The sequence below is a fragment of the Streptomyces sp. NPDC047049 genome (assembly GCF_040643995.1).
GTDB classification, from domain to species: domain Bacteria; phylum Actinomycetota; class Actinomycetes; order Streptomycetales; family Streptomycetaceae; genus Streptomyces; species Streptomyces mooreae.
Map to the genome: position 1 here is coordinate 92,628 of NZ_JBEYVM010000005.1, position 11,676 is coordinate 104,303.

Annotated in this window: 11 protein-coding genes and 3 pseudogenes; 10 read left to right on the forward strand and 4 right to left on the reverse strand. The window is 68.1% G+C overall.

Going from position 1 to position 11,676, the window contains the following annotated elements:
- Window positions 1-5: 5 nt before the first annotated feature.
- The 3 genes from ABZ851_RS14780 to ABZ851_RS14790 all read left to right on the forward strand — a co-directional run bounded on the left by ABZ851_RS14780 (window position 6) and on the right by ABZ851_RS14790 (window position 2,412).
- Complete coding sequence (locus tag ABZ851_RS14780; RefSeq protein WP_361126500.1) at window positions 6-1,232, forward strand: CoA transferase; 1,227 nt, start codon at window positions 6-8, stop codon at window positions 1,230-1,232.
- Window positions 1,229-2,023, forward strand: coding sequence for an enoyl-CoA hydratase/isomerase family protein (locus tag ABZ851_RS14785; RefSeq protein WP_361126503.1), 795 nt, complete (start codon window positions 1,229-1,231; stop codon window positions 2,021-2,023). Before ABZ851_RS14780 ends, ABZ851_RS14785 begins: the two co-directional genes overlap by 4 nt.
- Window positions 2,024-2,121: 98 nt before the next feature.
- The gene (locus tag ABZ851_RS14790) at window positions 2,122-2,412 is read left to right on the forward strand and encodes a hypothetical protein (RefSeq protein WP_361126506.1); all 291 of its coding nucleotides are present in this window, start codon (window positions 2,122-2,124) and stop codon (window positions 2,410-2,412) included.
- 450 nt (window positions 2,413-2,862) lie between these two features.
- Here ABZ851_RS14790 and ABZ851_RS14795 read toward each other — a convergent pair whose 3' ends face one another.
- The gene (locus ABZ851_RS14795; RefSeq protein WP_361126509.1) at window positions 2,863-3,033 is read right to left on the reverse strand and encodes a hypothetical protein; all 171 of its coding nucleotides are present in this window, start codon (window positions 3,031-3,033) and stop codon (window positions 2,863-2,865) included.
- Window positions 3,034-4,685: 1,652 nt separating this feature from the next.
- Here ABZ851_RS14795 and ABZ851_RS14800 point away from each other — a divergent pair.
- Window positions 4,686-4,985 (forward strand): DUF6506 family protein, encoded by a 300-nt coding sequence (locus ABZ851_RS14800; RefSeq protein WP_361126512.1) that lies wholly within the window; start codon window positions 4,686-4,688, stop codon window positions 4,983-4,985.
- A 210-nt stretch (window positions 4,986-5,195) separates the two neighbouring features.
- Here ABZ851_RS14800 and ABZ851_RS14805 read toward each other — a convergent pair whose 3' ends face one another.
- Window positions 5,196-6,257, reverse strand: coding sequence for an iron-containing redox enzyme family protein (locus ABZ851_RS14805; RefSeq protein ID WP_361126515.1), 1,062 nt, complete (start codon window positions 6,255-6,257; stop codon window positions 5,196-5,198).
- The gene (locus ABZ851_RS14810) at window positions 6,254-6,520 is read right to left on the reverse strand and encodes a CDGSH iron-sulfur domain-containing protein (protein WP_361126518.1); all 267 of its coding nucleotides are present in this window, start codon (window positions 6,518-6,520) and stop codon (window positions 6,254-6,256) included. Before ABZ851_RS14810 ends, ABZ851_RS14805 begins: the two co-directional genes overlap by 4 nt.
- A 380-nt stretch (window positions 6,521-6,900) precedes the next feature.
- Between ABZ851_RS14810 and ABZ851_RS14815 the strand changes: the two genes are divergently transcribed.
- The 4 genes and pseudogenes from ABZ851_RS14815 to ABZ851_RS14830 all read left to right on the forward strand — a co-directional run.
- Entirely contained in the window at window positions 6,901-9,390 is a 2,490-nt protein-coding gene (locus ABZ851_RS14815; protein ID WP_361127328.1) for a nitrate reductase, read from the forward strand.
- Entirely contained in the window at window positions 9,387-9,884 is a 498-nt protein-coding gene (locus ABZ851_RS14820; RefSeq protein WP_361126521.1) for a hypothetical protein, read from the forward strand. Before ABZ851_RS14815 ends, ABZ851_RS14820 begins: the two co-directional genes overlap by 4 nt.
- A 204-nt stretch (window positions 9,885-10,088) precedes the next feature.
- Complete coding sequence (locus ABZ851_RS14825; protein WP_361126524.1) at window positions 10,089-10,217, forward strand: LPFR motif small protein; 129 nt, start codon at window positions 10,089-10,091, stop codon at window positions 10,215-10,217.
- Window positions 10,218-10,661: 444 nt separating this feature from the next.
- Window positions 10,662-10,805, forward strand: a pseudogene (locus ABZ851_RS14830) (sigma factor); the annotation flags it as partial.
- A gap of 139 nt (window positions 10,806-10,944) precedes the next feature.
- On the opposite strand, the gene ABZ851_RS14835 reads toward ABZ851_RS14830, so the two are convergent.
- The gene (locus tag ABZ851_RS14835) at window positions 10,945-11,115 is read right to left on the reverse strand and encodes a hypothetical protein (protein ID WP_361126527.1); all 171 of its coding nucleotides are present in this window, start codon (window positions 11,113-11,115) and stop codon (window positions 10,945-10,947) included.
- 270 nt (window positions 11,116-11,385) lie between these two features.
- On the opposite strand from ABZ851_RS14835, the pseudogene ABZ851_RS14840 reads away from it, so the two are divergent.
- Together ABZ851_RS14840 and ABZ851_RS14845 are read left to right on the forward strand one after the other, a co-directional pair.
- A pseudogene (locus ABZ851_RS14840) lies at window positions 11,386-11,484 on the forward strand (hemerythrin domain-containing protein); the annotation flags it as partial.
- Window positions 11,481-11,663, forward strand: a pseudogene (locus ABZ851_RS14845) (plasmid stabilization protein); the annotation flags it as partial. The pseudogenes ABZ851_RS14840 and ABZ851_RS14845, both read left to right, overlap by 4 nt.
- Between the last annotated feature and the right edge of the window lie 13 nt (window positions 11,664-11,676).

Below are 11,676 nucleotides of genomic sequence, written 5' to 3' on the forward strand. Positions count from 1 at the left end.
CGCACATGCGCACCACACCACAGCCCAAGCCCTGGCTCGTCCACGACGGAGCCCTCACCGGTCTGAAGGTCCTCGATCTGTCCCGCATCCTGTCCGGGCCGTTCTGCACCATGGTGCTGGCCGACCTGGGCGCTGATGTGATCAAGGTCGAGGACCCCGTCTCCGGAGATGACACCCGCGCCTGGGGACCGCCCTTCCAGGGCGAGGACGCGGCGTACTTCCACAGCGTCAACCGCAACAAGCGCGGTATCGCCGTCGACCTCAAGGACCCCGACTGCCTTCCCCTGATACGGGAGTTGGCCACCACCGCCGATGTGGTCGTGGAGAACTTCCGGCCCGGTACGGCGGCCCGCCTCGGCCTGGGCTACCAGGAGGTCCGCGAACGGAATCCCGCCGTGGTGTATGCCTCGGTCAGCGGGTACGGACAGACCGGGCCGTACCGGAACGAGCCCGGCTACGACGCGATCGCGCAGGCGGTCAGCGGCGTCATGAGCGTGACCGGTGAACCCACCGGGCCGCCCGTGCGCTTCGGGGTGTCGCCGGCCGATCTGGCCGCCGGGATGTGGGCCGCCATCGGCGTCCTCGCGGCCCTCCGCAACCGGGAGCACACCGGTACCGGCGACTGGGTCGATGTGTCGCTGCTGGACGGCCAGGTGGCCTGGCTGACGTATGTTGCCGGGGGGTACTTCGCCTCCGGCAGCGTTCCGCGGCGCCACGGTTCGGCCCATCCCACGATCGTGCCTTACCAGGCCTTTCCCACCGCTGACGGTCACCTGATGGTCGCCGCCGGAAACGAGGGGCAGTGGCGCCGCTTCGCCACCGCGATCGGGCTCGCCGCACTCGCCGACGACCCACGCTTCGTGACCAACTCGGACCGGGTCCGCCATCGCGAGGAGCTGCTTCCGCTCATCGAAGGCGCGCTGGGCGCCCGTGGGGCCAAGGAATGGGCCACGCTGCTGGCCGAGGCGGAGATACCGGTCGGACCGATCAACACCGTCGACGAGGCGCTGCGACACCCCCAGGTCGTCGCGCGCGGCATGGTCACCGAACTCGACCACCCCGACGCCGGCCCCCTGCGCATGCTCGCCTCGCCCATCAAGCTGTACGACCACCCGGCGGCCGTGCGCACACCGCCGCCCCGGCACGGGGAGCACACCGCGCAGGTGCTGACCGCGATGGGGGTCGGCCCGCGGAAGTGGTCCGACCTGCGCGCGCGAAAGGCCGTGAAGTGACCGCCGTACCCGCTCCCGACGTCAGCATCGCGACGTTCCGGTCCGGGGCGGTCGCCGAGATCCGCATCGGTGACGGCAGCCGGCGCAACGCCCTGCCCGGTGCGGCCTGGGCGCGGCTGGCCCGGCAAGTCGGGGAACTGGGCGCCTGTCGGTCGTTGCGGGTGCTGGTGGTCCGCGGGCACGGGGACACATTCTGCGCCGGCTCCGACATGACCGACTGGGTGGACGCGGAACCCCGCTACATCGAGGAGTCCTTCGCGCACATGGAAGAGGCGTTCTCCGCGATCGAGGACTGTCCCGTCCCGGTGATCGCCGAGATCCGCGGGGTCGCCGCCGGAGCGGGGTGCCAGCTCGCCCTCGCCTGCGACCTGCGGCTGATGGCGGATTCCGCCCGGATCGGGATGCCGATCGCCCGGTTCGGTATCCTCGCCAGCCCCGCCTTCGCCGCCCGCATGGTCGCCGTGGCCGGACCGTCCGTGGCACGGGAGTTGCTCTACACCGGCCGGCTCGTCGACGCCCGCACTGCGGTGGCGCTCGGACTGGCCGATCACCAGGTGCCCGCGGCGCAACTCACCGATCGCACCGGCCGGCTCACCGCTGCCATCGCCGCGCAGCCGCCGGCGGCGATCCGCGCCGCCAAGCTGGCGGTGGGCGCCGTGCTGGGGCCGCAGCGGACGGCCACCGCCGTCAATCCGCGGCCGGTGGTGGCACGGTCGCACTTCGGTCCGGCGATCGCCGCCTTCCTCGGGCCCTCGACGGCAGGCGCACCGGATCCGCCCGTCGCGCGCTGAGAAGCCAGACCGACCCAGCGCAACACCCCCCAACCGGCCGGAAGGGCGGCAGCGGAGTCAGCACGAACTCAGCACGGTCCGGCTCGGGCTCGTTCGAGGTGAACGAGCCCGAGCCGTTGACCTGCATGTTTGTCATCGTTTCCGACGTCTGCCACCTGCCCGCCTCCCAGTTCGAGAACATCTGGCTGCGGACCAGGAATCAGAACGCCGATAGGCGTCTCGCCGACATGCCCGCCGGCGCACAGGGCTGGCCGGACGCCGACATCTATGCCCGCAGCACCCTCTGTGGCCAACTGTGTGTCGGCGCCGAGCCGGGCATCCGCTGCGCGCGGCGTGCAACGGACGGGCCGGAGCGCCGATCGCTTCAGCGAGGACGGCACTGCTGTTGATCCACAGTCGCCACGCCAACTGCCGGCCAGCGGGGGAGCGTTTGTCCACCATGTCGGAGAGTGAGGCGCAGGTGCCGCGGAAGTGACGGGAGCGTCTTTGGAACTCCCTGACGCGTCCCCGTAACCGGCTTGGCCTTTCGCCAGCCATCCCCGGCCGTGGCAGCTTGGACTCGGTGCTTGCCGGGGTAGGAGACCATGCCCGCGAAGCGAGGATTACGGAGCATCTTTGCGCCTTGTGCTGGCCTTTGCGGACCCCGCGATGCGGCCCTGGGCGATTCCGTTCTGGGCGGCGGAGAGATGCTGACGTGCGACGCGGCGTGTGGTGTTCGCGGAGTACTTGAGTGCCATGTCGAACCGGTGGCTCGGGACGACCAACTGGAACAGACGCCACAGGTGATCAGGTACGAGTCGGTCGGCTATGCCCCTGTCTGTGCCACGAATGACTGGCCATCAGGCCACCGTGGTGCTGGTGTGTTCCTCTCGGAGGTAGCGGCGGAATCCTTGCGCCAGGGGCTTGAAGCCGCAGGCTTCGTAGAAGGCGTGCACGTACTCGTCGTCGGCTGCCAGCAACTGAGCCTTGTAGCAGCCAGCTGCCTCGCCCAGCTGTAGCAGTACCGACAACGACACCGTCGGCCTCGGCAACCAGCACCGTGCGGCCCTGTTGCTTGCAGATATTCGCCCAGATGCCATCAGCGGACTGATGGGGCAGGGGTGCATCGTCAGGGTTCAGCTCGCTATAAAGAGCCAACAATGACGACAAATCTTCCGCGATCGCCGAGCGCACGATGATGTTCATGCACCGGAGCCCAGAACGAGCGAGGTTGCCGAGTTCAGGCAGCTAGGACGCCAATCAAGACGACGTCTCAGCTGAGCTCGCCGTCTGCGGAGGGGGAGGACGCTCAGGGCCATGACGGTGCCGTCGCCGTGGAAGGAGATCGCCCCGTCCCAGCTGCCGGTTTTCTGGGTGTTGTGTGGGGTGGAGCGGCTTTGGAAGGCGGCTTGACCGTATTCCTCCACGCGGCCTTTCTTGATGAGTTGGTACAGGTGCTCGGCTCGGCCATGCCGGAGAATGCCTCGATGCGTACGGACCGCATACGGAAGACGTGGTCCGGGCCGACGAATGTCGTGCCGCCGACTTGGATGGCTGTGTCGTCGACGCTTGATGTGGCGGCGAAGGTGGGCACGTCGTAGTGCTGGCGTCCCTGGTCTGGGGTGACCAGTGTTCCGCGGGCCCGCGCCCCATTCCCTGACCGGCCAGAACGTAGCCACGCGCTACGGCCTGCGGCACCTGTCACGGCGTCAGTTCGAGCGTCTGACCGCACTCGGCTCGTGGAACAGGGAGCGGCTCAGGTTCTCTGTGTACCGGCCCTTGTCCTTTCTCCCGGCGCTTTTTGTCGAAGGCCGCCGATGCTGAATCGATTTCTTCGAGACCGTGAGCTCCGTCGGCGCTCCGCCTTGTCCGAATCAGGCGGCGATCACCGCTGCCCGCAAGTGAGGCGTCCCTCGCCGCACTGTGCAGGGGCGCTCCGTGCCCGTCATAGGGGCAGTTGTGATACCGCGTGAGAGGTGAGGATCCCCGGCGGAGGTCCCTGCGTGACCGCGGAGATGCTTACTGACGACCCGTCGGGCGAGTACGAACGAGGCGGCACGGGCTGAGCCGGCACAGGTGGCGCCAGGCCGGGGCAAGGACAACCGGTGGTCGTTGGCGAGTGCAGCGACCGATGAGCGGGCCTGGTGTGCGCGGGGCGGTCACCCGGAATTCCGGCCTCCCGTCCATGAGGTCGGCTTCACCGAACGGCGCGAACTTGGGTTCCCTCGCCCGACGTACTCACTCGCCGGAGGTTCAGTCATCACCCCGGACGATGTTCTCGTCGGCCTCTTTCCCGGGAGGCTCCTCCGCCTTGAAGAGGCCGTCCTCGACGACGGCGGCACGGCATGTGCGGATCCGCTGTTGATCGCTTATTTCACTTCTGATCGATCCGTTGGGGGCTAGCGGGTACACAGCTCACCTCTCCTGACATCAGTGCGCCGCTGTCGCCACCTGTACGGGCCTGAGCGTCCTTCGCTCGCACGGCGCCTCGCTTGCGTATACCCCTGCAAGTCAGACACACGCCGCATCTGGCGGCCCCAGGACGGTGGCGAGGGTCGACGCGCCGATGGCGTACTGCACGGGGGTGAGGCCTGGATCACACGCGGGTTATGCCGGATCCGGGACGTTCTCACCCTGTTTGTGTTTGGCTGGTGGCTTCGACGGTCACAGGGGGGCTGCACGCATGGCGCTCACACACTGGGGATTCATCTACACGGCGGCCGGGAGCGCCGCAGGCGGCGACGTCCACGTGGTGGACACCGGCACGTGCCGCACCGTCCTCGTCGGGGTGGAGAAGCCCGATCAGGGCCTTGACGCCGCGCGTCGCCTGGTGGACGAGGGAGCGCAGCTGATCGAACTGTGCGGAGGATTCGGTCCCGTTTGGGCCGGGCGCATCATCGAGGCGATCGACGGTGCGGTCCCCGTGGGCACGGTTGGCTACGGGCCTGAAGCAGTCGACCAGGTGCACGCAATCTTCTCCTGATCATGGTGGAGGGGAGACCGCCGTTGGCCCTCCAGGACTTCTGCGGGCATTACCAGAGGCATGCTTCTGCGTCGCGGCCGAACTGGCGGGGTTGTCAGACAGTGGCGGCCGCGATGTCGTCGTAGACGAGCCGGCCGTCGGGACGCAGTCGCAGCCCCGGGGCCGGTGGGTGGGACACAAGCCGCTTGTCGTGCAACTGGCGGAAGGTCCTCAGCTCCCACCCACTCCGCTTGGTTTTGGCTCGCGGTGTCCGGCGGCCACGAGCGGCAACGGGGCCGGCAGCGCACTGCGCTCCTCCCGCCAGGCGGCGAGGAGATATCCGGTGAGCCGCCCTTCCAAGAACCCGGTGGCACCGATGCCGAAGGCGACATCGGGTTCGAGGTCCGGCTCGTCCTTCAGCAGGCCCTCGACCACCTCTCTGCGGACGATCTGTTCATGGACGGCGTCGGCTTCGACGTGCTCGTCGTAGAACCGCTCCGCCGCGGCGCCGGCGCCGGTGCGGCGCATGGCTTCCGCGAGGCGTCGTGATCCTGGCGACGAGGTCACCTCGACCGTGGCGAAGTGGCCGATCAGCGCCCCGCGCAGGGACCGATGAAGGCCCAGCAGGGACATCAGGTTGACGATGGCGAGCGTCTCCGCGGGCGCCAGGTCGACGTAGTGTCCGTAGGCGGTTTCCAGGGAGAGGTCTGACATGAGGTCGGCGAAGAGCCGCGCGTGGATGTCCTCGGCGCGACCGGCACCGAACTCGTCGAATTCGATGGCGGCCATGCCGGCCTTGGCGCGGCCCCGCAGGCGGGGGAGGACCCAGGCGTGCGGGTCGGCTTCCTTGAGGTGGTACAGCGAGCGGAGGGCCGCGTACTCCCGCAGCTGCCACAGCCGCCCGGCGCGCTTCAAGTAGTGGCTGATACTGCTGTCGTCGCCGCCGGCGGGCTCGGTCAGCAGCCCGGCCATCGCCTCCCGCGCGCCGAGCGCAGGGACGTCGGCACGCAGGGTTCGGAGGAATGCCTCCTCCAGGTGGCGCCGCACCACCAGCAGTTCGGGGGCCCATTCATGCTCGTCGTCCACGCGGTCGAATCCCTGGTAGTGCAGTTCGTACAGCACGTAGAGGGCGAGCTGGGGATCTGCCCCGTAGGGGTGCTTGCGCTGGATGTCCTCCCGGGTCGGCAGGGTGCCCTCCCCGGTGCGGAGCCATGAGATCACTGCGTCGGACAGGTAGCCGCGCGGTCGCGGAAGCCGCGGCCGGGACCGGGCGGCTCCGGGGTCGGCCTTCATCGCTGGTCTCCTTCGGCGGGCCGGCCCGCAACAGGGCAGCCGGTGCTTTCGGCGGGGTCGGAGGTGGGCTTCGAGCGCTGGCGATGGCTGGTGTCGCACCAGGGGTAGCGGCGGCTGCGCCGGCACCTGCAGATGGCGACGGTGAAGCGTCGGGAGACGGCTATCGCATCGTCCTCGCCCACCACTTCCACCGGTCCCTCCACCAGGAGCGGGCCGTTGCGGACGAGGGTGATGCGGCGTGGCCGCTCAGGAGTTCTCGGCATCGAGACCCGCACGGTGCTGCGATGCAGTGAATCGGAGTTCTTCGTCGACGCCACCTTGGACGGTTTCGAGAACGACCGCCGGGTGTTCTCCCGTACCTGGAATGAGACGCTGCCGCGGGCTCATCTGTGACGGCAGGCGGCCGAGAGCCTGACGGAAGCCGCAACCGGAACGGAGGACATCCGCGGCTGCGGGCCCGTTCGGCACGGCGTCCCGGCCGTCCGTGACCGCGATTACCTCCTCGCCCGATCGGGGGTTCTCTGCACGGTGAGCGGCGATACCCACACCGTGCACGCACTGGCTCGCATGGGTGGCCGTATAGGTAGTGGCATTAGCCGACGGTGGCCGGGGGTACCTGTAGGCGGTCAGCGGGAGGCAGATGATGGAGACATCGGTGGACCGGATCGCGCAGCCGTGGGGTGGTCGGGTGCCGTACGACCGTAGCCGGCCCTGGCCTGCCCGGGTGGATACCTACCTTGCAGAGGGCATCGAGCCCGGCATGGTGGAGGAGTGGGTGCAGACGGCGTCGATTCTGCATTCCGATGGAGACGCGATGGATGTCGCGGTCGTCGACGGCCGCATGGTAGGGGTACGCGGCCGCGCCGTGGATCGGGTCAACCGGGGGCGGCTGGGGCCGAAGGACCTGTTCGGGTGGCAGGCGAACGCCTCACCCGACCGGCTCACCCAACCGCTGGTTCGCCGGGACGGACGGCTGAGGGAGACCGACTGGGACACCGCGATGAACCTGGTGGCGTCCCGTTCACGGGACTTGCTCGGCAAGGACGGCCCGGGGGCGATCGGCTTCTACACCACCGGTCAGTTGTTCTTGGAGGAGTACTACACGCTCACTGTGCTTGCCCGTGGCGGCATCGGCACCAACCATCTGGACGGCAATACCCGTCTGTGTACCTCGACGGCGGCCGAGGCGCTCAAGGAGACCTTCGGCTGCGATGGCCAGCCGGGCAGTTACGACGACATCGACCACTCCGACGTGATTGCACTGTTCGGACACAACCTGGCCGAGACGCAGCCGGTGCAGTGGATGCGCATCCTGGACCGGTTGGAGGGGGCGGAGCCGCCGCGTCTGGTGTGCGTGGACCCGCGGCCCACGCCGGTGGCTCGGCGTGCCACGGTGCATCTGGCGCCGCGGCTGGGGACGAACGTGGCACTCTTCAATGCGCTGTTGCACGAGATCATCCGGACCGACCGGGTGGACCACGACTACATCGAGGCCCACACCGTGGGCTACGAGGAGCTGGCGGCTCGGGTCAAGAACTGCGGGCCGGCGTGGGCGGCGGACATCTGCGACGTGCCGGCCGCGAAGATCGCCGAGGCGGCTGAGGTACTGGGCAGTGCCGAGCAGTTGCTGTCAACGGTGCTGCAGGGCGTATACCAGTCTCACCAGGCCACGGCCGCCGCCGTACAGATCAACAACCTGCACCTGATCCGCGGCATGCTGGGCCGGCCGGGCGCCGGCGTGCTGCAGATGAACGGCCAGCCCACGGCTCAGAACACCCGCGAGTGCGGTGCCAATGGGGACCTGCCGGGCTTTCGTAACTGGCAGAACGACGAGCACGTCGCCGATCTGGCCAGGGTGTGGAACGTCGAGCCGATGACGATCCCGCATTACGCACCGCCCACGCATGCCATGCAGATGTTTCGGTACGCCGAGCAGGGCTCACTGAAAATGCTGTGGATCAGCGGCACCAACCCCGCTGTCTCTCTGCCCGAACTGTCCCGCATCCGCGGCATCCTGGCTCAGGAGCAACTGTTCACGGTGGTGCAGGATCTGTACTTGACCGAGACCGCCCAGTTGGCCGACGTCGTCCTGCCGGCCGCCACGTGGGGCGAGAAAACCGGCACGTTCACCAACGCCGACCGCACCGTGCACCTGTCCGACAAGGCCGTCGAACCTCCCGGCCAAGCCAAACCCGATCTCGACATCTTCCTCGACTACGCCGCACGGATGGATTTCCGCGACAAGGACGGCGGCCCCCTCATCCCCTGGCGTGACCCGGAAAGCGCATTCGAGGCATGGAAACGCTGCAGCGCCGGACGCCCTTGTGACTACACCGGCCTGACCTACGACCTACTGCGTGGCGGCAGCGGCATCCAGTGGCCCTGCAACGAGCAGGCGCCGAACGGCACCCACCGTCTGTACACCGAGGGCATCAGCTGGGCGCACCCGGACGACTGCGAGTCCTACGGCAAGGACCTGGTGACGGGCGCCACGATGGAGCCGGTGGAATACCGCTCGCTGAACCCCGACGGCAAGGCCGTGCTCAAGGCCGCCGAATACCTGCCCCCGCACGAGATGCCCAATCAGGAGTACCCGTTCCAACTGACCACGGGGCGCACGGTGTATCACTTCCACACCCGTACCAAAACAGCCCGCGCCCCTCAGCTCAACGCGGCCGCCCCGCAAGTGTGGGTGGAGATCTCCACCGCCGACGCGCAGAGGCTCGGCCTGTCGGAGGGTGATCTGGTGAAGGTGACCAGTCCACGCGGAGCGATGCAGGGCCGACTGCGGATCACCGACCTACGGCAAGGCCTGCTGTTCATTCCCTTCCACTACGGCTACTGGGACACCCCGGGCGGATCCGGCCCTGACGAGCGGACACCACCACGGGCGGCGAACGAGACGACCATCACCGACTGGGACCCCGTTTCCAAACAGCCCCTGTTCAAGACCGCTGCCGCCGCCTTGACCCTCCTCGAACGCAGCAACGGGCATCATCGGGCCCCGGCACCCACCACCACTGCTTCGGCCCCAGCCGACCCCACGGCCGCACCCACCACCGACGGAGGCCCGACGGCGCACGTGACCCAGCGACGCGACACCACCTGGGACGCGGCTGGAGACGATCTGTGAACGGCATCAAGATCATCCTGCGCACTCTCCACCACGGGGAACGGAACCTCGCAGAAGGGCTCACGACCGCAGCCCAACGTCACCGCGCCGAGCACGAGGTGCACCACATCGGCAACGATCTGGCCACCTGGTCGAAGCAACACGTTCAGCGGCTCAGCGAGACCGCAGCCGACTATGGCCTCACCCTGGACGGCTTGAGCGATGCCGCCCCCAGCGACAGCGTGTTCGCAACCCTCATCAGGAACAAGGCGTCCGAAGCGGTGGGCCACCGCCCCGAGCCCGGGCTGCTTCTTCTGCGCGACCTCCGACAACTGCACCTGGCCGCAGCGGAGAACTCCCTGCACTGGGAAATGCTCGCCCAGGCCGCACAAGCCACCAAGGACGACCGGCTGCTCAGCCTCAGCTCCACCTGCCACCCCCAAACACTGCGACAGATGCGCTGGACCAACACCCTGATCAAGACCCTGTCACCGCAGATCCTCACCAGCCTGTAGCCCTCGTTGCGCTGGCTGCACTGCTTCCGGACGTCGGGCCCCCAGGCAAGGGGCCCGTGCAGGACAACGTCATCCGCCGGGCGCGAGGGCAAGTGGCCGGCTATGCGCTTTCTTCGTTTTGGGGGCACCCTCAAAGGAAGCCGATGTGAAACGGCCACAAGCACCCATCACGCCGGGCGGCCCGGCAGGAGTGGAGACGCGCACATGCTGAAGGCCATCGCAGACGTCCTTCGCACCATCGGCGGCGCCGTCGCCACGGTGGTCACGCTCCCCTTCCGCGCGGTTGCGCGGCTCTTCGGCGGAGCTTCTGACAGCGCCCGCGGCCGCCACTGACCTCTTGCATCCCGGGGGCCACCCGGCCCGAGAGCTGAGTGGCATCGGTCCTGAGCCCGCCGGACGTACTGAGCGGAAAAAACGGGCGCGGGGCCGCCGGCTGAGGAGGGTCGGGACGAGGCCCGGGTTGATCTTCGCCCTTCACGCGTCACGCCGCGCCCTACCTCCTGGAAAGCGATCGAGGGCCCGGCGGTGTGGCTTCCCCGCGGGGTCGGGAACCCGTGGTACGAGAGCCGGACCAGTCGGCTCCATAGGGAAAGGCGGAACGTTGTGGGACATGGCGGAGATGTGGTCGCGGAGCTGACCACTGCTTCCGCCGAGTGCATTGGGGCCGAGGACAGCGTCCTGGACGCCGCCCGCGCCCTGCCCGCCCCCCAGGTCGGCGACCTCCTCGAAGCCCTCTCGCCGCTTCTCCAGCCGAAACGAATCCATGGAGGACATAACGAATCCATGGAGGACATACTGCAGGTCGGCGCGATTGGTTTGATCAAGGCTATCGACCGGTATGACGCCTCGCGGGGTGTGGAGTTCACCACGCTGGTCGTCCCGTACATTCACGGTGGGATCAGGCGGTATTTCCGGGACACCAAGGAAATGGGCCTTTCCCGGATCCGCGTTTCCCGCCTCATCACCCGAGTCTGCGCGCATCTACGGGAAGGGCTGCCGGCCACTGGCTGAAATATGCGGCATCCACCACCCGTCCTGACACCCAGGTCGGCAGGGTGCATCAAAAGATAAGGATCGTGCCGATAATGATAAGAACAATGAGCACCAGGGTCAGGATGAGGATGGTGCGATGCCCTCTTCGCGGGTTCTCCGGCCCGCCTCCGCGAGGCCGGTCTTCCGGTAGATCAGCGTCATCCGGCCGATCACGTGAATAAAAGTCGGGATCAGTCAAGGTAAAGCTCCTTTCCGGCACCTGAGGCGCGGAAAACAGGACCACTATGATCTCAAGCCTCTGCTCCTCACCTCCATCTTCGCCCAGCGGCCTGAATGGGGCGCGCTGAGGACCGGCGGGCAGCAGACCCCCAGGGCCGGGGCGTGGGATGGGCCTCCGGCGGGTCGGTGCGTGCTGGCCCAGCGGGGCTTCCGGAGCTCCTCCGTTCCAGGCGCGTCACTGGCCCGTGCCGGGGCGGTCGTCCTCCCGTTTCGGGAAGCCGTCCATACCCTTCGCCCCACCCGGCCGCACCCCGGCGTGGAGTCGGCCGGGGCCAACATCGCACTCGGGCCCGTAGCCGCCCTGATGGACCGGACGAAAGACGCCGTTCCGCCGGCAAGACCTCTACCCGCGACCGCAAATCCGCCTCGCAGCGTGGCGGCGAGCGCTCCCGCAGCGGACCCCAGGGACCGACTCGCGACCAGCTCTATGAAGAGGCCAAGAAAAAGAACGTCGACGGTCGCTCCACCAGGAATAAGGAACAACTGCGCAAGGCCGTCGGCCGCTGAAGGCGTGCCGAGC